The 24109-nt window shown below is 63.0% G+C and carries 28 protein-coding genes; 14 read left to right on the top strand and 14 right to left on the bottom strand.

Going from position 1 to position 24109, the window contains the following annotated elements; translation table 11 throughout:
• Positions 1 to 3 precede the first annotated feature (3 nt).
• Genes MHY87_RS05900 through MHY87_RS05890 form a run of 3 tightly spaced genes read right to left on the bottom strand, consistent with a single transcriptional unit; the run spans position 4 to position 3154 of the window.
• Positions 4 to 783, bottom strand: coding sequence for a DUF1499 domain-containing protein (locus MHY87_RS05900; protein ID WP_239350345.1), 780 nt, complete (start codon positions 781 to 783; stop codon positions 4 to 6).
• A complete protein-coding gene (locus MHY87_RS05895) occupies positions 783 to 1877 on the bottom strand; it encodes a M48 family metallopeptidase (RefSeq protein WP_239350344.1) in 1095 nt (364 codons plus the stop codon). The genes MHY87_RS05900 and MHY87_RS05895 overlap by 1 nt, the downstream gene beginning before the upstream one ends.
• 8 nt (positions 1878 to 1885) lie before the next feature.
• Positions 1886 to 3154, bottom strand: coding sequence for a DUF898 domain-containing protein (locus MHY87_RS05890; protein WP_239350343.1), 1269 nt, complete (start codon positions 3152 to 3154; stop codon positions 1886 to 1888).
• 197 nt (positions 3155 to 3351) lie between these two features.
• Here MHY87_RS05890 and MHY87_RS05885 point away from each other — a divergent pair, with 197 nt between their 5' ends.
• The 4 genes from MHY87_RS05885 (at position 3352) to MHY87_RS05870 (ending at position 5534) form a co-directional block, all read left to right on the top strand.
• On the top strand, positions 3352 to 3840 hold the full coding sequence (locus MHY87_RS05885; RefSeq protein ID WP_239350342.1) for a MarR family winged helix-turn-helix transcriptional regulator: 489 nt from the start codon (positions 3352 to 3354) through the stop codon (positions 3838 to 3840).
• A 6-nt stretch (positions 3841 to 3846) separates the two neighbouring features.
• Positions 3847 to 4689: a patatin-like phospholipase family protein gene (locus MHY87_RS05880; protein ID WP_239350341.1), complete on the top strand. Its 843-nt coding sequence runs from the start codon at positions 3847 to 3849 to the stop codon at positions 4687 to 4689.
• 65 nt (positions 4690 to 4754) lie between these two features.
• Positions 4755 to 5219, top strand: a complete 465-nt coding sequence (locus MHY87_RS05875) for a DoxX family protein (RefSeq protein WP_239350340.1) — start codon at positions 4755 to 4757, stop codon at positions 5217 to 5219.
• Positions 5220 to 5348: 129 nt separating this feature from the next.
• Positions 5349 to 5534, top strand: a complete 186-nt coding sequence (locus MHY87_RS05870; protein ID WP_239350339.1) for a hypothetical protein — start codon at positions 5349 to 5351, stop codon at positions 5532 to 5534.
• Positions 5535 to 5600: 66 nt separating this feature from the next.
• Here the strand turns inward: MHY87_RS05870 and MHY87_RS05865 are convergent, their stop codons facing one another.
• Complete coding sequence (locus MHY87_RS05865; protein ID WP_239350338.1) at positions 5601 to 6188, bottom strand: L,D-transpeptidase; 588 nt, start codon at positions 6186 to 6188, stop codon at positions 5601 to 5603.
• Positions 6189 to 6392: 204 nt separating this feature from the next.
• Between MHY87_RS05865 and MHY87_RS05860 the strand changes: the two genes are divergently transcribed.
• Positions 6393 to 7334 (top strand): histone deacetylase family protein, encoded by a 942-nt coding sequence (locus tag MHY87_RS05860; RefSeq protein WP_239350337.1) that lies wholly within the window; start codon positions 6393 to 6395, stop codon positions 7332 to 7334.
• A gap of 49 nt (positions 7335 to 7383) precedes the next feature.
• On the opposite strand, the gene ribB is transcribed toward MHY87_RS05860, so the two are convergent.
• The 7 genes from ribB to MHY87_RS05825 all read right to left on the bottom strand — a co-directional run bounded on the left by ribB (position 7384) and on the right by MHY87_RS05825 (position 14011).
• The gene (gene ribB, locus MHY87_RS05855; protein ID WP_239350336.1) at positions 7384 to 8673 is read right to left on the bottom strand and encodes a 3,4-dihydroxy-2-butanone-4-phosphate synthase; all 1290 of its coding nucleotides are present in this window, start codon (positions 8671 to 8673) and stop codon (positions 7384 to 7386) included.
• A 202-nt stretch (positions 8674 to 8875) separates the two neighbouring features.
• Positions 8876 to 9991, bottom strand: coding sequence for a chorismate synthase (aroC, locus tag MHY87_RS05850; protein WP_239350335.1), 1116 nt, complete (start codon positions 9989 to 9991; stop codon positions 8876 to 8878).
• Between the two features lie 586 nt (positions 9992 to 10577).
• Positions 10578 to 10868, bottom strand: coding sequence for a YciI family protein (locus MHY87_RS05845; RefSeq protein ID WP_239350333.1), 291 nt, complete (start codon positions 10866 to 10868; stop codon positions 10578 to 10580).
• Between the two features lie 12 nt (positions 10869 to 10880).
• Positions 10881 to 11474, bottom strand: coding sequence for a histidine phosphatase family protein (locus MHY87_RS05840; protein WP_239350331.1), 594 nt, complete (start codon positions 11472 to 11474; stop codon positions 10881 to 10883).
• 10 nt (positions 11475 to 11484) lie between these two features.
• Positions 11485 to 12309 carry an enoyl-ACP reductase FabI gene (gene fabI, locus MHY87_RS05835; RefSeq protein ID WP_239350329.1) on the bottom strand — a complete coding sequence of 275 codons (825 nt, stop codon included), beginning with the start codon at positions 12307 to 12309 and terminating at the stop codon, positions 11485 to 11487.
• Positions 12310 to 12431: 122 nt separating this feature from the next.
• Positions 12432 to 13367, bottom strand: a complete 936-nt coding sequence (locus MHY87_RS05830) for a DnaJ C-terminal domain-containing protein (protein ID WP_239350327.1) — start codon at positions 13365 to 13367, stop codon at positions 12432 to 12434.
• A 107-nt stretch (positions 13368 to 13474) separates the two neighbouring features.
• A complete protein-coding gene (locus MHY87_RS05825; protein WP_239350325.1) occupies positions 13475 to 14011 on the bottom strand; it encodes an RT0821/Lpp0805 family surface protein in 537 nt (178 codons plus the stop codon).
• Positions 14012 to 14056: 45 nt separating this feature from the next.
• On the opposite strand from MHY87_RS05825, the gene pdxH reads away from it, so the two are divergent.
• From pdxH to MHY87_RS05810, 3 genes are all read left to right on the top strand, one after another.
• Complete coding sequence (gene pdxH / locus MHY87_RS05820; protein ID WP_239350323.1) at positions 14057 to 14665, top strand: pyridoxamine 5'-phosphate oxidase; 609 nt, start codon at positions 14057 to 14059, stop codon at positions 14663 to 14665.
• Between the two features lie 65 nt (positions 14666 to 14730).
• Entirely contained in the window at positions 14731 to 15066 is a 336-nt protein-coding gene (locus tag MHY87_RS05815) for a hypothetical protein (protein ID WP_239350321.1), read from the top strand.
• A 28-nt stretch (positions 15067 to 15094) separates the two neighbouring features.
• Positions 15095 to 15850, top strand: a complete 756-nt coding sequence (locus tag MHY87_RS05810) for an SDR family NAD(P)-dependent oxidoreductase (RefSeq protein ID WP_239350319.1) — start codon at positions 15095 to 15097, stop codon at positions 15848 to 15850.
• Between the two features lie 26 nt (positions 15851 to 15876).
• On the opposite strand, the gene MHY87_RS05805 is transcribed toward MHY87_RS05810, so the two are convergent.
• Complete coding sequence (locus MHY87_RS05805) at positions 15877 to 17187, bottom strand: calcium-binding protein (RefSeq protein ID WP_239350317.1); 1311 nt, start codon at positions 17185 to 17187, stop codon at positions 15877 to 15879.
• 85 nt (positions 17188 to 17272) lie between these two features.
• Positions 17273 to 18340: a citrate synthase/methylcitrate synthase gene (locus MHY87_RS05800; protein ID WP_239350315.1), complete on the bottom strand. Its 1068-nt coding sequence runs from the start codon at positions 18338 to 18340 to the stop codon at positions 17273 to 17275.
• Between the two features lie 75 nt (positions 18341 to 18415).
• Between MHY87_RS05800 and MHY87_RS05795 the strand changes: the two genes are divergently transcribed.
• From MHY87_RS05795 to MHY87_RS05775, 5 genes are all read left to right on the top strand, one after another.
• Positions 18416 to 19522: a citrate synthase family protein gene (locus MHY87_RS05795; RefSeq protein ID WP_239350313.1), complete on the top strand. Its 1107-nt coding sequence runs from the start codon at positions 18416 to 18418 to the stop codon at positions 19520 to 19522.
• Entirely contained in the window at positions 19519 to 19968 is a 450-nt protein-coding gene (locus tag MHY87_RS05790) for an NUDIX hydrolase (RefSeq protein WP_239350311.1), read from the top strand. The genes MHY87_RS05795 and MHY87_RS05790 overlap by 4 nt, the downstream gene beginning before the upstream one ends.
• Positions 19965 to 20534, top strand: coding sequence for a TIGR02301 family protein (locus MHY87_RS18935; protein ID WP_370644847.1), 570 nt, complete (start codon positions 19965 to 19967; stop codon positions 20532 to 20534). The genes MHY87_RS05790 and MHY87_RS18935 overlap by 4 nt, the downstream gene beginning before the upstream one ends.
• Positions 20535 to 20718: 184 nt before the next feature.
• Positions 20719 to 20982, top strand: a complete 264-nt coding sequence (locus tag MHY87_RS05780; RefSeq protein ID WP_239350309.1) for a hypothetical protein — start codon at positions 20719 to 20721, stop codon at positions 20980 to 20982.
• Positions 20979 to 21677 (top strand): imm11 family protein, encoded by a 699-nt coding sequence (locus MHY87_RS05775; protein WP_239350307.1) that lies wholly within the window; start codon positions 20979 to 20981, stop codon positions 21675 to 21677. The genes MHY87_RS05780 and MHY87_RS05775 overlap by 4 nt, the downstream gene beginning before the upstream one ends.
• Before the next feature lie 74 nt (positions 21678 to 21751).
• Here MHY87_RS05775 and MHY87_RS05770 read toward each other — a convergent pair whose 3' ends face one another.
• Positions 21752 to 23086, bottom strand: a complete 1335-nt coding sequence (locus MHY87_RS05770; protein ID WP_239350305.1) for a dihydroorotase — start codon at positions 23084 to 23086, stop codon at positions 21752 to 21754.
• A 75-nt stretch (positions 23087 to 23161) separates the two neighbouring features.
• Between MHY87_RS05770 and MHY87_RS05765 the strand changes: the two genes are divergently transcribed.
• Positions 23162 to 24043 carry a folate-binding protein YgfZ gene (locus tag MHY87_RS05765; protein WP_239350303.1) on the top strand — a complete coding sequence of 294 codons (882 nt, stop codon included), beginning with the start codon at positions 23162 to 23164 and terminating at the stop codon, positions 24041 to 24043.
• Positions 24044 to 24109 lie beyond the last annotated feature (66 nt).

Genomic DNA, 24109 nt, shown 5'->3' with positions numbered 1-24109 from the left:
GGGCTACTTTACCGCCAATGCGAGATTGGAGGCCTCTTCGAGGAATTTGCGGATCCGAGCGGCATTCGTGCCGAGATCATGATGGCCAATGCGGGAGGCGGAGCGGATGTCGATACGGGTGCCGTCGACGCGGGGACGAATGCGCACGGTGATGTCCTCAGGGAGCTTGAGGAGCATGCTGCGGTCCACGGCCTCCAGCCGCCCTATTCCCGTCCGCCCACCAGGCGGCACGGCCTCGATGATCTGCCAGCCGAGATCCTCGGCAGCCTTGCGCATCAGGGGAAAGGCATCTTCCGGCGGAATGTCGAGGGTCAGCGGCGCGATCTGCACATAGGCTTCGCGCTGCAGTTCGCGGTCCCCGGGCCCGACCTCGGGCGGAACGCGGCCTTGCCGGGCATCGAGCGCGGAGCGCGAACGCGAGAAAGCGGGCGGGTCCTCGGTATCGGTGGAGACATCGTTGATGGCCGGCAACGTCACGGCTTTAAGGCCCAGAAACGCCGGATAGCCGAGAACGAGGGCCGCCAAGATCATCCCCTTGATCGCGCTCCCCAAGCCCCGGCGGCCTTCCTGCCAGATGCGGATGAAGGCGACGAGAGAGAGCGCTACCGCGATGAGCGCGATGACCAGTCCAAGCCCCAGCGCCACGAAGCCGGATTGATAATCGATGCGGTTGAAGCGGATCAGCAGCGCCGACAGAACCGTCACGACAAGCGCGAACCAAGCCAGCATGGGAGACCATCGGGCGGGCCGGGAATAGGGTTCTTCGATAATGAGACGACGCATCAGGAGGTCTTACAAATCTCTTTGAGCGCGCGCCACTGCCCTTGCGTCAGGAGAGGCTCGCCGGACTGGGAGGGGACCTGTTTTTCCAAAGCTTTCAGGCGTTGATCGGTGATCGGGTGGGTCGACAGAAAAGCGGGAATGCGTTTTTCGTTCCCCTTCTCGGCTTCCTTCTCGTCATCTTCGCGCCGTTCGATGCGTTTGAGCAACAGCGCCATGGGATGAGCGGGCCTCCCCAAAGTGACCATGGTCTTGCCCGCGAAATCGTCCGCCGCCGTTTCCGCGTCGCGGGAATAGGCGCTGTCGACGAGATAGCGGCTGGCCAGCACGATAGCGCCGCCGCCCGTCACATCGCCGAAGAGCAAGCCGAAGAGATAGGAGGTGCCGCTGGACTGAATGAGCTTGCGAAGCCCGTCGCGATTGACCACGTGCCCGATCTCGTGGGCCAGCACGCCAGCGAGCTCATCGGGGGAATCGGCTTTGTCCAGGAGGGCCTGGAAGATGTAGATCCGCCCTCCGGGAAGGGCGATGGCATTCGGCACCTTGGATTCCAGCACCGCCACATCGAGGGGAATCTCGACGCCCCTCGCCTTGCTCAGGCGCTCGGTCAGAATGCGAAGAGCGGCCGTGCCTTCCGGCGCATCGCAGATCTTGCCCTTGAAGATGACGCGGACCTGATTGTCCACGGCCTTGCCGATGCGCCGCTCGTATTCGACGGGAATGACGGGCGTGAGCGTCTCCGCGAGAAGCGGGATGAGAAACAGCACGCACAGGATGATCGAGATGGCCGTCGCGGCGGACCAGAACACGATGCGCCCCGTGCGCTCCTTGTGTTCGGGCAGATTGAGGCGATGGCAATGGAGCCGGATGGCCGCCTGATCGGCGGGGTTCGCCACGTCGAGACGTGCCAGTTCCGGTCCGCCTTCGCGCGTGATGCGCAACACGCCCTCAGGCGCATCCTTCTGCCGGACATCTCCGGCAGGCCAGGAGGCGATCCACTCGCCTCCCTCATGAATGTCGAGACTGGATGCGGTGACTTTGAGAGTGACGTCCCGTCGCCGGGCGCTCACTCCGTCATAGAACACCGCATCCATCATGGTTCACCTTAAATGCCGACGTTGAAGTCGAGCGCGTCGGCAAGGCCCTCGCCCACGGTACCGGAAGGCCGGCCCGCGGCGACGGCTGCATTGAGCGAAGGCAGGTTCGACACAGCTGTCGTCGTGACGATGGCTGCCCACAAACCGCGACCGTAGAAGTAGCGCTGAATGACGCCGAAGCCGAGGAGGAAGACGAGATAGGCGATCGCGCCAATAAGGCTGATCACGATGGCTCCCGCTGTCCACTCACCGGCCTGAATGTCATTCATGGCATCCTGGAAAGCGAGGCTCAGGACAAAAGCGCCAAGGGCGAAGACAGCGATGAAAGCGATCATGAAGCCGATAGACGAGAACAGCGTCTTGAAGAAGAGGCCGTAGAACGTGCCGATCCGCAGCTTGCTCGACACGGCAGCCTCGCCGAAGCGCACGCCATCCAGATGCCAACGGGTGAAGATCGCCATCACGAGAGGCGCGAGAGCGATGTAGATCAGGAGCAAACCGCCGACTGCGATCTGAGTCGCCAAATAGGCTGCGCCCATTGCTCCGTCCATCTCTTCTCCGAGATCGAGATCCATTTCGGCAAGGGAGCTGTACATGTCCGTGCTGCCGAAGGCCAAGCCGGCGATCAGGATGATGCCGAGCGCCCAAACCCACCAACCGCGCTTGAACAGCGACCAGCCCGTACCGGAGAAATCGCCCTGAACGGTGCCGAAATAAGTGTGACGCATGCGGTAGCGCTCGAGGCTCGCCATGGCCCACGGCAGCGCGAGGCCGACCGTGACGATCGTGGCGATGTCCCACAGGACGGCGCGGAAGGCATAAGCCCAGCCGCTACCCTTCATCCAGAAGCGCACGCCGCGGAAGACGGTGCGCGTCGCGCGGTAGCGGCGCGCGCGATAGCTACCAAAATGCGCAAGCACATAGAGGATCAGAATCAGCGGAACGCTCGCGAAGGCCGCAATCTCCTCGAACGCCAGGGACACCACGAAGAGCGCGATGTAGAGCGGCGCGAGAACAGCAAGCGCGATCAGGAAGCCGACCAGCAATTCCTTCGCCGTGCCGGTGTACTCGAAGGATTCACCCTCGACCTGCGTATTGGCCCAGAGGTGGCGGCGCAGCTTCGTGGTGAGCCAGAAGCGGTAAAAGCCGAATGTAGGGATCTGATAGAGGCTGCCGGCCACCAGCATCTTGAGGAACTCGCCCCGGCGTCCGGAGAAGGACATGGGGGAAGCCTGGGGCTGGGTCAGTGGAACGTTGGAAGAAATCGAGGCTGTCATGGTCCTAACCTTCAAGGAAGATAGGCACGCCTTAGCATAATATTGATATTACAGAACGTTACGCGCGGCCTGATACCCTTATTATTCACGGATATTGCGACGGCAGCCGCCTTATCGGCGCTGGATGGGGCTTTCTGTGGGGATGACGGAACAGATCGTTTCACTATAAACTATCTCTCCTTATCAGGAGCCTCGCCTTGACGTCCCCATCTCCCGCCCCCGCGGATCTTGGAGCAGACCCGCTTCGCATCTGGTTTCGCGTCATTCGCCTGCATCGCCGCGCGCTCAACACCGTGGCCGGCGAGCTCAAGGCCATCGGCCTGTCTATTCCGCAATTCGATCTTCTCTCCACGCTGACCGAGCGTGAGGGGCTAAGCCAGCAGGAGCTGGCGGAGCGGCTCTATGTGACCAAGGGAAATGTCTCCGGCCTTCTCGACCGGATGGTGGAGGCGGACCTCGTGGAGCGCCGCTCCATTCCCGGCGACCGGCGCTCGAATGCGCTTTACCTCACGAAGAGGGGGCGCGACCTCGCGGAGAAGGGCCTTGCCGCACAGCGCGCCTATGTGCAGCGCACTTTGGGCTCCCTGCCCGAGAAGGACCTGGCCGATCTCGAGCGCATCGTGCTCGCTTGGCGTGAACTCGCCCGCACCGAGGAGGATGCGAGCCTCGCGAAACTTCAGCGGTAGGCATTCATGTTCGATGCGGTGGCATTCGCAGGAGGCGGCAACCGCTGCTACTGGCAGGGCGGCTTCTGGGAGGCTGCCTCACCGCTTCTGAACCTCAAGCCCTCCATGGTCGTGGGCGTGAGCGCGGGCGCGTGGTCCGCCTGCTACAGCCTTCTGGGCCTCGGCCGGACGGTCAACGCCATGGTGGCGGAGGGCTGCAGTCAGGGCCGCCGCAATTTCGAATGGAAGGCGTGGCGCAGCGAAGGCTCGCCTTGGCCCGTCGCCTTCATGTACCGCAGCCTGATCGAGACCATCATCGACGACGATGCCCTGGCGTACTTGCAGCAGGGACCGGACGTCCTGATCGGCCTTGCGCGCAAGCCGCGCCGCCTGCCGCTTTCCATCGCCGTTCCGCTCGGGATCGCCACGTATCAGATCGAGAAGAAATGGCACTCCCCCGTGCATCCGCGCGGCGGACGCGCGCTCGGTTTCAGTCCCGAATTCGTGCGCGTACAGGATCTCGAAACACCTGCGGAGGTCTCGGCAGCGTTGATGGCGAGCGCCAGCGTGCCGCCTTTCATGCCGGTGGGTCTTGTCGGCGGCATGGCCGCTCTTGATGGGGGCCTCGTCGACAACGTGCCGACCGAGCCGCTCTTGCCCGTGGAAGCGCAAGGCGGCAAGACCCTCGTCATTCTCTCGCGCCTCTATCGCGCTTTCCCGAATGTGAAGGGACGCACCTACATCCAGCCGTCCGCGCCCGTCCCCATCGGGCAATTCGACATCACCAATCCGTCCGGCATCCGCAAGGCCTATGAGATGGGATTGAGGGATGGAGAGGCATTCGCGAAGCGTGCGGCTTCGCACATTTAATCGCAAGGCTTGGCCTTAATCACAGCCCCGCTTACCGTTACGTCACACAACCAAGGGGACTGATCATGACACCGCGTTGGGTCGAGGCCATTCTGTCGAGCCGCATCACCGAAATCGCCGCTCGCGTTCTCTTCACCTTTCCGTTCTGGGGTAGCGGCCTCGCCAAGCTCTTGGACTTCTCCGGCGGCATGGCGGAGATGAGCCATTTCGGGCTCGAGCCCGCATGGCTCTTCAACAGCCTCACGATTTTCGTTCAGCTCACTGGCTCAGCGCTGATCATCTTCAACCGTGGCACGTGGTTCGGCGCCGCCATGCTCGGAGTCTTCACATTCCTGACCATCCCGATCGTTCATGCCTTCTGGCGGCTTGAGGGCGAGCGCGCCATCACCGCATTCCATACCGCAGGCGAGCATATGGGCATGATCGGCGCATTGGTCCTGGTCTCAATCCTGGCCGCGCGCTCGAAGGAGGCTTCATCCAGGAACCGCCAGGAAGCGGCTCTCGAAACCGCTGGAATCCTGCGGCGTTAATCCTGGATTCAGCCTGATCGGATCATGTGTGGGACAACACGCACATGATCGAAGCCATGCCTTAATCAGGTCATGGCTCCGCGATCATGAACGGCAGGTGCAAAAACCGCCGGACCTGGAGGAAAAACCATGACTTCGAACGCCAAGAACCGCGATCCTCAATCGAGCCACGAGGCCGCCCAGGCCGCTCCGGCTTTCAAGCCCGTCGCTCTTCCCGCTCTCGCCGCCGCCATGCGCTCGGTGAAACGCCAACCGGCGAAGGCCAAGGCACAGGAGCTTCCCGCGATCCTGCGCAAGGAAGCTCAGCTCGACTGACAATTCCTACAGCCGCAACGAAAAAAGCGCCCCTTGGGGCGCTTTTCCTGTTCGTCTGATGCGATCTTAGCGGACGATCACTTTCGTGTTCATCGCCACGCGATTGTAGAGATCGATCACGTCGATGTTGCGCATGCGGATGCAGCCCGAGGACACGGCTTGGCCGATCTTCTCCGGCTCGTTGGTGCCGTGGATGCGGTAGAGCGTGTCCTTGTTGCCCTCATAGAGATAGAGAGCGCGGGCGCCGAGCGGGTTGTTGGGGCCGCCCTTGGTGAACTGCACATGCGGCCAGCGGGCCTTCATCTCGGCGGGCGGATTCCAATCCGGCCACTCGGCCTTGCGGGCAATGCGCGAGGTGCCGGTCCAGCCATAGGCCTCATCGCCGACCGTCACGCCATAGCGGATCGCCTGCTTGTTCGGCATCACGTAATAAAGGAAGCGCTGCTTGGTATCGACAACGATCGTGCCAGGCGCTTCGCCCGTTGGGTCCTCGATGAGGTAGCGGCCATAGCGCGGCTCTTCCTGGGCAGGCGGAACCTGTGCCATCCATTCGGTATCGCGTGCGGAAACCTGCGGGTCCGGAATACCCTTAAAGGTACAGCCGGCCAGGGCTGCCATGGTTGCGACAAGAAGGACGAGTCTCGAGAGGCGCATCGGAACAAAGCTCTGCTTTGCCGCCGCAAGGGCAGCATGTGTGAAAATTAACGCTATAACGCTAGGGTAAGTTGACCCAGGGTCAATGAGCGAATCACCCGAACCATGCCACGGTTAACCCCAAATGAGTGTTGCATCGCAACAACATGGACATTCACTCATACGGCTGCGACACTGCTTTTCCACCCCAAATCAAGTGCTTGCATGTCCACGCTCTACATCAGCCATCCGGCCAGCCTCGACCATCAGACACCTCTTGGTCACCCGGAGCGCCCCGACCGCATACGTGCCATCGAGCGAGCCCTGGAGAAGGAGCGCTTCACCACCCTGATCCGCGATCAGGCACCTATGGCCGAGATGGAAAGCCTCACTCTGGCGCACCCTGAAGATTACGTGGTTCGGCTGCGGGACATCAGCCCCCGGGAGGGATTAGTCCGGATTGATGAGGACACGGTGATGTCGCCGGGCACCTACGAGGCCGCCCTGCGCGGCGCGGGAGGTGCGGTGAAGGCCGTGGACGAGGTAATGTCGGGCCGCGCGGCGAACGCCTTCGTCGCCATGAGACCGCCGGGCCATCACGCCGAGCGCATCAGGGCGATGGGCTTCTGCTTCTTCAACAACGCGGCGATTGCGGCGCGCCATGCGCAGAAGAAGTTCGGGGCCGAGCGTATCGCGATCTTCGATTGGGACGTGCACCACGGCAACGGCACGCAGGACATTTTCTGGAGCGATGCCAGCGTGCTCTATTGCTCCACGCATGAAGCGCCGCTCTATCCCGGAACGGGCGCGCTCTCGGAGACGGGCGAGCACAACAACATCGTCAATGCGCCGCTCAATGCGGGCGATGGATCGGAAGCTTTCCGCGATGCGGTGGAGAGCGTCATCGTTCCGCGCATCGATGCATTCCGTCCCGATCTCATCATCATCTCGGCAGGCTTCGACGCCCATTGGCGCGATCCGCTCGCGAGCCTCAACCTGACCGAGACGGATTTCGCCTGGGCGACCCGCAAGCTGATGTATCTCGCAGACTGCCGTTGCGGCGGCCGCATCGTGTCGGTTCTCGAAGGCGGCTACGATCTCGAAGGCCTATCGAAATCGACAGCGTTTCATCTCGACGCCCTGATGGGGCGCGAGGTGAACACCTAAAACACTGTCCTCAGAATGAGGACAGTGTGCAGGAAATACGTTTTGTCGATCAGCACTCGATCGGTTCGTCACCCAGCAGATCGATACCGAAGCCGCTGAGGCCTACATAAGAACGGCTCGACGTCGCGAGATTGCGGATCGAGGCCACGCCGAGATCCTTGAGGATCTGCGCGCCGAGTCCGATCTCGCGCCACTGATTGGAGCGCGCGACTTCGGAAGCGGTTTCGTCGTGCTCTGTGAAAGTGGTGGTCGGCACACCCGCCGTTCCGTCGCGCAGGTAGACGAGAACGCCCCTGCCCTCCTTCACGAAACGCTGCATGGCGGCAGCAACCGTCTTGCCGCCCTCGAACACATCCGTGAGCGCATTGGCGCGGTGCAGGCGCACGGGAATATTCGAGCCATCGCCGATGCGACCATGGACGAGCGCCATGTGCTGCACGCTGTCGAAGGGCGTCGAATAAGCATAGCCCGTGAACGAGCCCCACGGCGTCTCCACCGGGAAGGTGGCGATGCGCTCGACAAGCTTCTCGCGCGACTGACGATAGGCGATGAGATCGGCCACCGAGATGCGCTTAAGGTCGTGCTTCTCGGCAAACGCATCGATCTGCGCGCCCTTCATCACCGTGCCGTCGTCGTTGGCGAGTTCGCAGATCACGCCAACCGGCGGCAGGTTCGCGAGCTTGCAGAGATCGACCGCCGCTTCCGTGTGACCCGAGCGCATGAGCACGCCGCCATCCTTCGCGATCAGCGGGAAGATGTGGCCGGGACGCACGAAGTCGGTGGCCCCCATGTTATGGTTGGCAAGCGCGCGCACGGTATTGGAGCGCTGCTCGGCGGAAATGCCGGTGGTAAGCCCGTGCTTCACGTCGACGGTCACCGTAAACGCCGTACCGAGGGGCGCGTCGTTCGAGGCCACCATCGGGTCGAGGCGCAGGCGGCGCGCTTCCGCAGCGGTGAGCGGGGCGCAAACGATGCCGCAGGTATTGCGGATGATGAAGGCCATCTTCTCCGGCGTGCAGAGGGAGGCCGCGACGATGAGATCGCCTTCGTTCTCGCGGTCATCATCATCGGTCACGATGACGATTTCACCACGAGCGAAAGCCTCGATGGCTTCAGTGACGGAATTGGGCATCAAGGCCTCCTGAAGGGATGGGGGCAGAAAATCATTGGGCGTGACCGCGCCGCGGGTCTCGCGGGCGATCAGTTCCGCGGTATCCCGCGAAATCCAGGCCTGCTCTGAGTTGCACATCTGGGTAATGGCGCCGGGCGTGACGCCGATCCGCCGCGCGAACTCCACGCGCGACACGCCATTCCGGGATAACCATTCAGCCAGCTTCATGAGCTTGGCTTAACGGATGGCGGGATTTTAGTAAAACTAAAATTTGCCGATTTCGGCTTGCGCGAAAGCACTCCACCTCATCCTGAGGAGCCTGCGCAGCAGGCGTCTCGAAGGAGGCTCCAGCGATCTCTGGAAATGCCTCGCCCTTCGAGACGGACCTGACGGTCCTCCTGAGGTGAGGCTATGGAGAGTGAGAAGAACCCTAAGCCTTGAACGGCCAGGACGGCCCCTCGCCCACCTGTCCGCGATGACGCAAGACATGATCGGCCAGAACGCAGGCCATCATGGCCTCGCCCACCGGCACGGCGCGGATGCCGACGCAGGGGTCATGGCGGCCCTTGGTCATCACCTCGGCCTCGGCGCCGGTGCGAGTCACGCTGGAGCGCGGGGTGAGGATCGACGAGGTGGGCTTGACCGCAAAACGGCAGACCACCGGCTGGCCCGTGGAGATGCCCCCGAGAATGCCGCCCGCATGGTTCGACAGGAAGGTCGGCGCGCCCTGGTTGCCGGAGCGCATCTCGTCCGCGTTCTCCTCGCCGCGCAAAGCCGCCGCCGCGAAGCCGTCGCCAATCTCGACGCCCTTCACGGCATTGATCGACATCATCGCGGAGGCGAGATCGGAATCGAGCTTGCCGTAGATCGGAGCGCCGAGGCCTGCCGGCACGCCCTCGGCCACGATTTCGAGCACCGCACCGATGGAGGATCCTGCCTTGCGCAAGCCATCGAGATATTCCTCGTAGAAGGCAGCCGCCTTCGCATCCGGGCAGAAGAACGGGTTGCGGGAAATCTCATCCCAATCCCAATTGCCGCGATCGATGGCGTGCGGACCCATCTGCACCAGCGCGCCGCGAATGGTGACGCCGGAGAGAACCTTTCGCGCCACCGCGCCCGCCGCCACGCGGGCCGCCGTCTCGCGGGCGGAGGAGCGCCCGCCGCCGCGATAATCGCGGATGCCGTATTTCACGTCGTAGGTGAAATCCGCATGGCCCGGGCGGTAGGAATTCTTGATCTCGGAATAATCCTTCGAGCGCTGGTCCACGTTCTCGATCATCAGCGCGATGGGCGTGCCGGTGGTGACCTGCTGGCCTGTGCGCTCATCGATGAACACGCCCGACAGGATCTTCACCTGATCCGGCTCCTGGCGCTGCGTCGTGAAACGCGACTGGCCCGGGCGGCGGCGGTCGAGCTCCGCCTGGATCTCGGAAGCCTCGATCGGGATCATGGGCGGGCAGCCGTCGATGACGCAGCCAAGGGCGGGCCCATGGCTCTCGCCGAAAGTGGTGACGCGGAAAAGGTGACCGAAGGTATTGTGGGACATGGCGCTTCTTCGAAGGTTCAAGGCGTCTTAAGACCAAAGCGGGCGGGTGTCACGCCCCCGAAACGATAGGCACCGACTGCAAAGAGCAAGCATCAGCGCTCTCGCGGCTTATGCAGCCCGAGGTTTGGGATCGAGGGAGGCGCGAGGAGGCGTCGGGCTCGATGCTATGTGAGTGTTTGAAGAACCTAACGGCTCCTCGCGCACGGTTCTTTTAGGCGGACACCGCGTCGTTTTCAGCGGTGGGCCTCCCGCCGACAGGCTTGCGAGGCCTGACACGGGACCGTTCCCGGCTCCGACAATCACGACGCCTCGCGAGCGCGCCCCTCGGTGAGCCGGGACGCTCCACCTATAGCCCAGATTAGGAACCTTGTCAAGAACAAAAAGAGAACATTGACCCGCATCGTCATGCCCGGACTTGATCCGGGCATCCACGCCTTTAGCGCGTGAAGGCGTGGATCACCGGCACAAGGCCGGTGATGACGTGGGAGAGCGTCATCCCGGACGGCACAGCCGAGCCGGTGAAGACAGCCGAGAGGAAAGGACGTCACAGACCGCTCTCAGGAATGGATAAAAGCGGGTGATCGGCTTACCGCTGAACGAGCCAGGCCAAGCGCTCATCCGCCATGGCCGGCATGACTTCCTTCACGTCGTATTCCGCGACACCGGCGCGATTAAACGGGTCCTGAGCCAGGATCTTATCCAGTTCATCACGGCTGAGACCGTGCGCCAGGATGAAGCCTCCCACTCTGGGCACCTGCCGCCCGGAAAGCAGGAAAACACCACGGTCATAGCATTGCTTCAGCCAATCGATATGGGCATCGACATGCAGGTCCACTTCGGACAACGGCTTGCAGTAGGTGAGAATGACGATGAACATGAGAAATCCTACTCACACCCAGCGGTGGTTGCGCCCCTCGATCACCAGCACCCTGCCCTGCCAGATATCCATGCTGGCGGCCTGACGTGAATTGACGCCGCAGCAGAGGGCGAGGAAGGCGCGGGCGACGCCACCATGGGCGACGATGACAGTATCGCGCGTGATGTCCTCGATGATGGGATGGATGCGGTCCACGAGCATGGCGTAGCTCTCGCCTCCGCCCGGGGGAACGTAGTTCCACTTGTCGCGCTCGCGCAGAGCCGCCAGTTGCGGCTCGGCCTTGCGGACTTCCTTCCAGGTCATGCCTTCCCAGGCGCCGAAGGTGATCTCGATCAGACGGTCGTCCAGCTTGTAGCTCTCGGGGTGAAGGCCGACGGCTCCCCGCAGGATCTCCATGGTCTCGCGGGTGCGCAGCATCGGGCTCGCCACATAGGCGAGGTCCTCGAATTGCGGAGCGACAGATTGGAGACGACGCCCCGCCTCCTCGGCCTGCACGCGGCCGAGATCGTTGAGCGGAATGTCCTTCTGGCCCTGGAGACGTCCCTCGAGATTCCAATCCGTCTCGCCGTGGCGGATGAAATAGATCTTTGGGCGAGACAGGGTCATGAGGGGCAGACTACTCTTTGTCGAGGGAGAGGTCGGGGGCTTCCGGGGTCTTCATGCCGACCACGTGATAGCCGGCATCCACATGCAGGATCTCGCCGGTCATGCCGCGGGACATGTCGGAGACGAGGTAGGCCGCCGTCTCGCCGACTTCCTCGATGGTGACCGTGCGGCGCAGCGGCGAGTTGTACTCGTTCCACTTCAGAATGTAGCGGAAGTCGCCGATGCCGGAGGCGGCGAGCGTCTTGATCGGGCCCGCCGAGATGGCGTTGACGCGGATGTTCTTGGGGCCGAGATCGGCCGCGAGGTAACGCACCGACGCCTCAAGCGCGGCCTTGGCCACGCCCATGACATTGTAGTGCGGCATCCACTTCTCGGCGCCGTAATAGGTGAGCGTCAGCATCGAGCCGCCGTCGTTCATCAGCTTTTCGGCGCGCTGCGCGATGGCCGTGAAGGAATAGCAGGAGATGAGGAGCGACTTGGAGAAGTTGCCCTCGGTCGTGTCCACGTAGCGACCGGTCAGCTCGTCCTTGTCGGAGAAGGCGATGCAGTGGATGACGAAGTCGATGGAGCCCCAGAGGCGCTTCACTTCCTCGAACACCGCGTCGATGGTGGCGCCGTCCGTGACGTCGCAATGGCCGACCACGTGGGCGTCGAGCTCCTTCGCCAGGGGCTCGACACGCTTCTTCAGGGCGTCGCCCTGATACGTGAAAGCCAGCTCCGCACCCTGCTGGCGAGCAGCCTGCGCAATGCCCCAGGCGATCGAACGGTTGTTCGCCACGCCCATCACCAAGCCACGCTTACCGGCCAGGATGCCGGGGGCCTTTGTCTCCGCCATGATTCACCTAGATCGTCGCTGGACACGTTGAAAAGAGCGGCTTCTTTAGCCGAGACCACAGGCATGGGGAAGCCCTCTTGGGCTCAAGAGGGCAAATCCCGGCGTTATATCGTGGATTTTCGCTATTCTGCCTTAGCGGAACGCCGCTTGCGGGCGTAGTCCATCAGATCCTCGTCCACCACCTCGGGCAGCTTGATCTCCACGGTCACCAGCAGGTCGCCATAATCCCCACCCTTCATGGGCAGGCCCTTGCCGCGCAGGCGGAAGGTTCGGCCGGAATCGGTCATGGGCGGAATGTTCATGTTCACCGCCCCGGTCAGGGTCGGGATCCGCACCGAGCCGCCGAGGATCGCCTCCTCGATCTGGATCGGCAAGCGCGAGCGGAGATTCGGGCCCTCCATGGTGAAGCGGTCATGGGGAGCGATCTTGATGGTGAGCAGCGCATCGCCCGGGTCCACGCTCGGAGCGCCCTGCCCCTGGCCGCGCAGGCGGATCACCTGCCCATCATTCACGCCCTTGGGGATGACCACGTCGAGATCACGCCCGGTGGGAAGCCGGATACGCTTCTTGGCCTCCGCCGCCACCTCTTCCAGGGTCACGGTCAGGGTTGCGGACACATCCTCTCCCTTCTGAGGACGGGCGCGGCTCTGTTGCTGCTGGCGCATGTTCTCGGCTCCCGCCGAGCGGAAAGCCTCGCCGAAAAGCTCGGAGAAGAAATCGCTCGTCTCGCCGCCCGAGAACCCCCGGGAACGGCGACCGCCGAAGCCGAAGCCCTCGAAGCCTTGCGCTCCAGCGCCCCGGCCGCCGCCGAAGCCCTCGAAACCCTGGAAGCGCGGCTTGCCTTCCGCGTCGATCTCGCCCCGGTCGAACTGCCCGCGCTTGTCGGCATCGCCCAGGATCTCATAGGCGGAATTGACTTCGGCGAACTTGTCCTTGGCCTTGGGGTCGTTCTGGTTGCTGTCGGGATGATAGGTCTTGGCCAGCTTGCGGAACGCTTTCTTGATCTCCGCTTCGCTCGCGGAGCGGGATACGCCTAGAACGTCGTAGGGGTTTCGCATTGCGGACAAATCCATGAACCGTCGGATTAGGGCAGAACTGCCCTACGGAACTCAAGGGTTCATATGGATAAAGTGTTGCTACTTTGCAACGGGAAGCTTGCGTAAGCTCAAGCCTTGGCGAGCTTTTTAGCCGATTTAGCCGGCGATTGATCCGGCTTGGTCTCGGCCCCGGCAGGCTTGACCTCCCTGATCGCCCATTCATCGCCCGAAGGCCGGCAGGCCATGCCATGCAGGGAGGCCGTGGCGGAACCGCTGAGCTGGGCATTGAAGGTGCGGCAGATCTCGTCGTTCTTCACGAAGGGCGCGCCGGTGGGCGTGAAGCTGCCCTTCATGTCGGTCTCGGGATTGTCCCAGGAAACCTGGGTGCCCGGGCCCTGCGGGTCGAGCGCGACGCCCAAGGCGGCCTTGGCCCGGCGCCAATCCTCTTCGTCGAGGTCGGCGGACAAGGGGTTGGCGATTTCCGAAACGTCATCGACCGGCGCAATCGCGCCCGTGGTCTTGGGCTCGTCGCTGTTCATGCCCATCATGCCGAGCGAATAGCTGCATGCGGAGGTCGACAGGGCGATCAATCCCGCAGCCAGAATTTTCCCGGCTTCGCGCAGGAAAGCATCTGATCTATAACGGCGCGGATTGGTCCACGGCACGCGTCGAATCTCCCAGATCGAAAAGTCACACTCAGGGATAAAACATTGAACCCGTTAACAACCGGTGACTTCACCGAAGCGGAAGAACCCTTCGCTCTGATCGGCTCCTGGCTGAAGGAGGCGGAGGCCTGCGAGCCGAACGACCCGAACGCCATGGCGCTCGCCACCGTCGACGAGACGGGCCTGCCCAATGTGCGCATGGTGCTGCTCAAGGGTTTCGACGAGAACGGCTTCGTGTTCTACACCAACACGGAATCCAACAAGGGCCGCGAGCTTCTGGGCCAGCAGAAGGCCGCCATCGTGCTCCACTGGAAGAGCCTGCGCCGCCAGGTCCGCGCCCGTGGCCCGGTGACCATCGTGAGCGACGAAGAGGCCGACGCCTATTTCCAGAGCCGTCCCCGCGACAGCCGCATCGGCGCCTGGGCGAGCCAGCAATCGCGGCCGCTGGAGAGCCGCTTCGCGCTGGAGAAGGCGGTCGCCGTCAACACCGCGAAATACGCCATCGGCGAAGTGCCGCGCCCGCCCTACTGGACGGGCTTCCGCATCGCGCCCGTGACCATCGAGCTCTGGCAGGACAAGCCCTTCCGCCTCCACGACCGCGTGGTCTTCACCCGCGAAGCGGACGGCTGGCGCAAGACGCGGCTTTATCCGTAGTCAGATCCGGCAGAGCAAGTTTGATAGCGGATAATATCTTTCTGAGATGGTTGGTCCGATCCATCGTGATCGGACCAATCTTCCTGTTTGTCTTGGGGGCCGCGCTCCTCGTCTCCGGCGATGGCGATCCCTCTTACTATCGTCGTGATGGGATGAGGACGATCGATTGCTATGGTCCGTTTCCGGGTAATGCGGTATCGATGCCGATCAAGGTTGAATTCCGGGAGCGTGGCCTTACGGCAATCTTGCACTCCGGCCAGGACACGTTTCGATTACCGTTTCAGTCCGACCGGTTTCTTGAAGATGTCTACGGCGATGGCACCATCGAGCTTCGCCTCGATTCCGAAGTCTATCTTACAGGTTTGAGAGACGGCAGTATCGGACCATGCGATCTGGAATGAAGCTGCGCGCTGATAGAGATTTTTGAAAATGTCCTCTTCGTCCAACACCTCCCGCCGCATCATGCTGCTCACCGGCGCCAGCCGCGGGATCGGGCATGCCACGGTGAAGCGCTTCTCCGCCGCCGGCTGGCGGGTGATCACATGCTCGCGCCACGGCTTTCCCGAGAACTGCCCGTGGGAGATGGGGCCGGAGGATCATCTCCAGGTCGATCTCGCCAATGCCGAGGACACTGTCCGCGCCATCGCCGACGTGAAGGAGCGGCTTGCCGCCGAGGGCGGCTGCCTCCATGCGCTCGTCAACAATGCGGGCATCTCGCCGAAAGGCCCCGGCGGTTCGCGGCTCGACGCGATCCACACATTGCATGACGATTGGCTGCGCGTATTCCAGGTGAACTTCTTCGCCTCGATCATGCTGGCGCGCGGCCTGCAGGACGAGTTGACCCGCGCCAAGGGCTCGGTGGTGAACGTCACCTCCATCGCGGGTTCGCGCGTTCATCCTTTCGCGGGCGCGGCTTATGCCACCTCAAAAGCGGCGCTCGCCGCGCTCACCCGTGAGATGGCCGCCGATTTCGGGCCGCTCGGCGTTCGCGTGAACGCCATCTCCCCCGGCGAGATCGATACATCGATCCTCTCGCCCGGCACGGAGAAGATCGTCGAGCAGTTGCCCATGCGCCGCCTCGGCACGCCGGACGAGGTGGCGAAGGCCATCTACTTCCTGTGCACCGATGCGAGTTCCTACGTGACCGGCGCGGAGCTGCACATCAATGGCGGGCAGCACGTCTGAAGACGGCTGCCCCACTCGCCAGCACCTCAGATCAGGAAGAAATCCTTGGCGGTCAGAGCGAGGTTCTTTGCAAGGGCCGCGATCTTCACCTGAGCCGCGCCGCCGATGCCGTCCGGATCGTAGTACAGCGCGCCGGTCTTCTTGTTGTAGATAACGTGGTCATCGCCATCGTGCGCTGCAGAGCCGGAATAGAAGAACCCGCTCTTGAGAGCCGCGGGTGACGTGATCGTTCCCTTCTTCCCCAACGCCTTGAACACGGCATTCTCCAGCCAGATCGTGTCGTCCTTCACGTTGTAGTCCGTGATCCGCTCGATATTGGTCTTGGTGGGTTTGCTGGAAAACACGAACATGTCCCGGCCAAGACCGCCCGTGAGCGTATCGGAGAGGAGGCCGCCGTCGAGCACATCATTCCCGGACTCGCCTCGAAGCACGTCGTTGCCGTTCAATCCGAAAAGCCTGTCCGCGCCATCGGCACCGAAAATCGTGTTCTTGAAGGCATTGCCGGTCAGGCTGAGCGGCAATGCTCCCGAACTCGCCTGCAGGATCTCGATCTCCGCATTCGCAGACAGCCCATAGCTGACGCTCGAGATCACCTTGTCGATGCCTCCACCGCCGCTTTCGACGACGACATCGCCCGCTTGATCGACATGAAACACGTCGTTCCCGAAACCGCCCGACATATGGTCGATTCCGAGACCGCCATCGAGCGTATCGTTCCCATCCCCACCGTCGAGGGTGTCGCTGCTCGGGTCATCAGGGACCAGGGGACCGGCGGTACCGGTTACCCTTTGCGAGCCGCCTAAAGCGGCGTCCGTGGCGCCGTTGAAATCCACGGTGATGCTCAGGAACGGCCCGGAGACGACGGCAGGCGTTGCGCCGTGGAGAAAGTCGTTCCCGACATTACCCTGAATATGGTCGCTGCCCGCGCCGCCGAATAGGGTATCGTCACCCTCTCCGCCGAAAACCACATCGAATCCCCCGGCGGCGTTGACATAATCCGCGCCACCGCCGGCGAAGATGTTGTCCGCTGTTTTGAGAGCAAGGATGTGGTCACGGTCTGCTCCGAGCGACGCGGTCGTCAGGTCCGGATTGTCGTCGCCATAGATCGTCGCAAAGTTATTGGCTCCGACACTGCCGTAGTCGATGATGTCGGATCCTCTCCCGCCTTTCAGAACAATGCCGTAGAACGCGGTGTAGCTCGTGCCCGGCACCGTCACACCAATGACGTCGTTGCCTCCCATTCCGTAGATTTCGGTCAGCCCAGCCAAGGAAAGATTGAAAATCTCATTCCGCTCGGAGACACCCACCAGATAGCCCTTGCCACTGTTTGTCGTCATAGCAGCCGCCCTTCCTAACGGTTATCGGGAAGGGCAGGATCTCAGGAGGACAACCTGCGGTGCAAGGAAGCATGAGTATAGTCGGTCACGCTGCTTCCGCAGGCCACGGCCCCACATAGCGCGATTGCGGGCGGATGATGCGGGCCACGCGCTCCTGCTCGAGAGCATGAGCCACCCAGCCCGCCGTGCGGCCTGCCGCGAAGAGCGGCGTAAAGCCTTCGCGCGGCACGCCGAGCGCATCGAGAAGGATCGCGGTGTAGAACTCCACATTGGTGTCGAGGCGTCGTCCGGGCTTGCGGCGCTGAAGCACGTTCAGGGCCGTCTGCTCGACGGCTTCCGCGAAGGCGATGCGGTTGTTGTTGCCCTTCAAGCGCGCGGCTGCGGCCTTGAGCACGTCGGCGCGCGGATCGCGCACACGATAGATGCGGTGGCCGAAACCCATGAGGCGCTCGCCCCGCGCCATGGCGTCATCGAGCCAGGCATCCGCATTCTCGATGGTGCCGATGGCATCGAGCATGTCGAGCACCGGACCCGGCGCGCCGCCATGGAGCGGCCCCTTCAAGGCGCAGAGGCCCGCGACCACGGAGGAGAGCAGCCCCGCCTCGGTGGAGGCGACCACGCGGGCGGTGAAGGTGGAGGCGTTGAGGCCGTGGTCGATCACCGTGACGAGATAGGTGTCGAGTCCCTTCGCCCGGCTCTCATCGACAGGCGCGCCCTTGATCATGCGAAGAAGATCCGCCGCGTGACCATCAGAAGCATCGGGCGCGACAGGAGCCAACCCCTTCGCACCCCGGATCGCCATGGCCGCCGCCACCGCCGATGCGCCGACGGCGAGGGAGGCCGGGTTCTTGTCCGCATCCGGCAGGGCCGAGAGCAGGAGGCGCATGCCCTCCACAGGCGTCAGACCCGAAAGGTTATTGGCAAGCGGGGAGAGATAGTGGAACGCCCTCTCCCGCGCTTCGCCGAAAAGCGCGCGGGGGTCGGACGCGTCCGGCACCAGCCCGTCCCACAGCATCGCCGTGGCGTCCTCGAAAGAGACGCGGCCTGCAAGCTCTTCGAGGTCGTGCCCGCGAATGATGAGGCGGCCCGCCTCGCCGTCCACGTGGCTCAGGATCGTTTCGGCGGCAATGACGTCATCAAGTCCGATGCTCATGGAGATTCTCCTTGTTATCGAGAACCTTCACGCCGGGCTTGCAGAACCGTCAATCTTGAATCAACATATCAACATATGAGCCTTGAACTGACCTCGGCAGAAGAAGCCTCCGGCCGCCTCGGCATCAGCCGGGCGAGCCTCTATGCCTATGTGAGTCGGGGTCTGATCCGCTCGTTCTCCTCGCCCTACGACCCGCGCCAGCGGCTCTATGCCCTCGACGATGTGGAAACGCTGGTGGAGAAGAAGGCCCGCTTCCGACGACCGGCCGCCGCAGCGGCGACCGCCCTCGATTGGGGCCTGCCGGTGCTGGAGACGAGCATCACGCAGATCAAGGACGGGCACCTGTTCTATCGCGGGCACGACGCCATCGCCTGGGCTCAGGTGAAGACCTTGGAGGAAACCGCACGCCTGCTGATCGGCGGCCTGGACATTGAAGCCTTCCGCCTGCCGTCCCGACGGCCTCACTCCCTGCCCGGCCGGGCGCTCGACCTCCATGACTTCGTCACCCATGCCGTCCGCCTTCTCTCCGAGCCGAGGCCCAAGGAGTTACGGGCCGCCGAGGTGGCGACGATCCTGCGCCTCATGGCGGCAGCGGGCAGCGGCGCGGCTCCTGAAGCGGAGCCATTGCACGAGCATCTGGCTCTCGCCTGGAAAGCGCCCCAGGCGTCCGATGCCATCCGCCGAACCCTCGTTCTCTGCGCCGATCACGAGCTCAGCTCCTCCGCCTTCGCGGTGAGGGTCACGGCCTCGACCGGCGCGTCCCTGAGCAACGCCATCATCGCCGGGCTCATGGCCTTGAGCGGCCCCTATCATGGCGGCATGACGGAGCGGGTCAGGGCCTTTCTGGAAGCACCCGGCAAAACCGCCGCTCCGAGCTTCCAGCATAAGCTCTATCCCGATGGCGACCCGCGCGCAGCGGCAATCCTCGAGAACGTGCCGCTGCTCTCCTCCGATGCGACGACCCTGCAAGCCATCGCAGCCGGTGGCGGGAAACCCGGCATCGACACGGCGCTCGTGATGCTGGAGCGGGCCTATGGACTCCCGCGCAGCGCGGCCTTTACGCTCTTCGCGGTCGGGCGCACGGCCGGATGGCTTGCCCATGCCATCGAGCAGCGCAGCCAGTCCCAGCTCATCCGACCCCGGGCACGCTATGTCGTGGGCGAGGAACCATCTCCGTCATGACCGACGACCGCTTCTATCCATCCCGACCTATCCTCGCCGCCTCGGTGGCGGTGATCCGCGACGGGCGCATCCTGCTCGCCGCACGCGGCAAGCCGCCGAGCGAAGGGCTCTACTCCCTGCCCGGCGGCATGGTGGAAACCGGAGAGCTTTTGGGCGAAGCCGCCTTGCGCGAGCTGCGCGAGGAGGTCGGCGTCGAAGCCGAGATCATAGGCCTGATCGCGCCTGTCGAATTCATTGAAAGGGATGAGAAAGGCCATATAAAGCACCATGTCGTCATCGCCGCCCACGCCGCGCGCTGGGTTTCGGGCGAGCCCCAGACAGGACCGGAAGCAAAGGACATCCGTTGGATTACGGAACGGGACATCGGCGATCTGCCCATGACAGCGGGGCTCACCGGAATTCTGAAGCAGGCCTTCAGGATGGCACGCGAGGAGGCGCGCCCATGAAGCGCGCCGTCGTGCTTCTCTCCGCTCTCGTGATGCTGCCGGTCTCCTTTCAGCCGGCAAGCGCGCAGGGCTTCTTCGAACGCCTCTTCGGCCCTCCGCGCGGGCCGAACGTGCCGCAACAGCCGCTTCCTCAGCAGCAATACAGGCCCCAGCCTCAATACCGCCCGCAGCAGCGGCGACCGCAACAGACGGCGCCCCAGCAACGCCCGGGAACGCCGCAGCCGGAACAACAGGCGGCACCCGCCCCCGTGGTCGAGCCGCCTCCCGCGCCTTATGAGAAGGAGCTCCTCCGGCTCTCCGAAATCATGGGCGCGCTCGCCATGCTACGCCCTCTCTGCACCGCCCCCGATTCCAGCGAATGGGGCCGGCGCATGCAGATCCTGATTGACACGGAGGGAACGACGCCCGGCCGCAAGGAGCGTCTGGCAGGAGCCTACAACAAGGGCTACCAGGCCTACGCTCTCACCTACCGCGTCTGCACCCCATCGGCCCAGGAAGCCTCGACCCGCTTCATCCGCGAAGGCGAGCAGCTGGCCCGCAGCATCACCGGGCGTTACGGCGGCTAGGAGCCCTTCAGCCCGACAGAAGGGCGTAAACCCGTGCCCGGCAAAGGGTTTTATCCACATTTATTAGAGCCGACCCTCTCGCGTTAACCTCTTTGCAAGGTGAAGCTGGCGGTGGGACGGCGCGATGCCTTACAAGTCGAATCAACCGAACCCGCGCGCCGACCCCGAAAAGGGGCCTGGATTCATGAACGACAACGACCTCCCCCTCGACGAGCTGCCCGAACTCAGCGCCATCAAGCAGGCTGCTCTGAGCTATGTGACCGAGGCTTTCGCCGAGGCCGAGCTCGATGGGCTCGATGCCGATTGCATGGCGCAGGCAGCCCTCTTCGCAGCCTTCACCGAACTCGTCACGACTTATGGTGAGGAAGCGGTAGCGGAATATGCCGCGACCTTCGCGGACAAGATCCGCAGCGGCGCATTTTCGATGATGGCCACGCTGAAGCATTGAAGGCCATCATCCGGCTTCTGCGCTCGGTGCTCACGGGAGCACCGAGATATCCGCGCAAATACGTGCCTTCAATCAAGATCGAGGCATCCGAGGCATATTGGCTTTGGGATGAGCGTGTATCGGCCTCGCAAGTTTATCCCGTTGTAGTCATCAAGAATCTGATCGACATCACGCAGCACGGATTCTTCGCCGGACACCCTCTTCCTGAAGAGCTTCCGCCGTTCCAACTGAAAGCTCTGAGTAAAAGCCCGCTTCCAGATTATTTTGAAGCCGGCATCTTTCGTTTCATCTCAGCGCGGTTGAAGCGGCATCTTGAAGAGATGCAGGTTTCAGGTTTCGAGTGCAGACCCGCCCATATCAAGCATAGAGGGCAAACTCTGACGGACACTCATTTCTACTTCCATGTCTACCAGATGGTGGATTGCTTCGACCTCGTGCATTCCACCTACGAAATGGACACAGGCCCGAAGGGACCATACATTTCCAAAATTCGCGTATTGCACTTGGATGAATCCAAGATCGGCGACCATCCGTTATTCCACGTAGGAACACCGGGCGCAGAGTATAATTTGATCGTCTCAGATGCTCTGGCGGAGTCGCTTCTCCGATCCAAGTTCATCGGCTGTGGATTCAAATTGCCGGCGGACATCGAAAATTATTTCGAGGCTCCACGATATAAAACTCTCAGTTCGTGACGAGCTGGTGCTTGTTGCCGACTGCGCGCAACCGGCACCTTCCAGAGACCGGATTATTTCCGCTCGACGCGTCCTTACCCGCCGAGCGTCTCCTCGAACTTCACCACTTCACCTTGCGACGGCTTTTCCAATCCGCCGTCCCACATCACCACATTGCCACGCACGATGGTCCCGATGGGCCAGCCGGTCACCTTCTTGCCGTCGTAAGGCGTCCATTGCGACTTCGATGCGATCCAGTCGTTGGTGATGACTTCCGTGCGCTTCAGATCCACGATGGTGAAGTCCGCGTCGTAGCCGACGGCGATACGGCCCTTGCGGGCGATGCCGAAGAGGCGCTTGGGCCCTGCGCTCGTCATGTCGACGAAGCGCTCGAGCGTGAGCCTGCTGGCATTCACGTGGTCGAGCATGATGGGAACGAGCGTCTGCACGCCGGTCATGCCGGAGGGCGTGTTGGGATAGGTCTTGTTCTTTTCCTCGCGTGTATGCGGCGCGTGGTCGGAGCCGAGAATGTCTGCAATGCCTTCGTCCAAGCCCTGCCAGATCGCGGCGCGGTGATGCTCGTCGCGCACGGGCGGGTTCATCTGGATATAGGTGCCGAGGCGCTCGTAATCCTCAGGGCCAGCCAGCGTCAGATGATGCGGCGTCACCTCGACGGAAACGAGTTCCTTGTAATCCTTGAGAAGCTCCATCTCCTCTGCGGTCGTAACGTGGAGCACGTGGATGCGCGCGCCGGTCTCGCGCGAAATGCGCACGAGGCGCTGCGTGCAGGCAAGCGCCACCTCAGCGGAACGCCAGACGGGGTGGGAGCGCGGATCGTTCTCGACGCGTAGATCCTTGCGCGCGCGCAGCATCGACTCGTCCTCGGAGTGGAAAGCGGCGCGGCGGCGCGTGTTGCGCAGGATATTGGCGATGCCCTCGTCATCCTCGACGAGCAGCGAACCGGTGGACGAGCCCATGAATACCTTGATGCCGGCGGCACCCGGCAGGCGCTCCAGCTCCGCGACGTCCTTCGCGTTCTCATGCGTGCCGCCGACCCAGAAGGCGAAGTCGCAATGCATGCGGTGGTGCCCGCGCCGCACTTTGTCGGCGAGCGTTTCGGGCGTTGTGGTCTGCGGGTCGGTATTCGGCATCTCGAAGACCGCCGTAACGCCGCCCATCACCGCCGCGCGGGAACCGGATTCCAGGTCCTCCTTATGATCGAGGCCGGGCTCGCGGAAATGCACCTGCGTGTCGATGACGCCGGGGAGGATATGCAGGCCGCGGCAATCGATCTCACGGCCGGCGGAGGCCCGCGAGAGATCGCCGATGGCGGCAATGGTTCCGCTCCGAATGCCGACGTCGCGCTCGACGCGTCCGTCCTGGTTCACGACGATGCCGCCTTTGAGGATCAGGTCGAAGGTTTGGGTCATGGCGGTCTTAATCCCTTGAGGCTTGTGCGAAGGGGGCATATGTCACGCTTCAGGTTTGAACAACTGGAGCGGGACATGCCGTCAGTCCATTTAGCCGACCGGGGCGTGGTAAGGGTTTCGGGCGAGGACGCCAAGAGTTTTCTCGACGGCCTCGTCACCTGCGACCTCGACCGTGTGTCACCGCGCACGGCGCGGTTCGGCGCTCTGCTGTCGCCCCAGGGAAAGATCCTGTTCGATTTCCTTGTATTCCAGGCCCCCGAAGAGATCGGCGGCGGGTATTATCTCGACGCCCTCAACGTTTTCGTTCCCGATCTCGCCAAGCGGCTGAGCTTCTACAAGCTCCGGGCCAAGGTCGCGATCGAGGATATGTCCGAGGCCATGGCGGTCGTGGCGGGCTGGGACGAGCCCAGGCCCGGCGACGAGGTCGGTCTCGTGACGGAGGACCCCCGCCTGGCTGAGCTTGGCTGGCGCGCCATCATTGCCGCCGAGGATGGTGCGGAATTCGCGAAGGCACCTCCGGAGGCTTATCACACTCATCGCCTCACGCTTGGAGTGCCGGAAGGCGGGCGTGACTTCATGTTCGGAGACGCCTTTCCGCATGAGGCGCTGATGGACCAGCTGCATGGGGTCGACTTCGACAAGGGCTGCTATGTAGGCCAGGAAGTCGTATCGCGCATGCAGCACCGGGGCACCGCGCGCACGCGCATCGTCCCTGCCGTCTATGAAGGTGGGTTCGCCGCCGATGTGGGCGTCGAGGTGACGGCAGGCGAGAAATCGCTGGGCAAGACCGGATCCGGACTGCAGGGCCGCGGCCTCCTGATGATCCGTCTGGACCGGGCCGCCGATGCCTTGGCGGCCGGGCACATCATCAGGGCCGGCGGTATCCCCGTTCATCTGGAAAAGCCGCGCTGGGTCAGCTTTTCTTACCCAGGGGAAGATGATACGCAATCCCCATGAAGAGCTTGGCCAGGAACGAATTCCAAGGAACTCCAACGAACGAAATCGCGTTAGCCGCGAACGGAT

Source organism: Microvirga sp. ACRRW (genome assembly GCF_022346925.1).
Lineage (GTDB): Bacteria > Pseudomonadota > Alphaproteobacteria > Rhizobiales > Beijerinckiaceae > Microvirga.
Note: the sequence above shows the minus strand (reverse complement) of the source record. Positions and strands in the feature narration are given on the sequence as shown.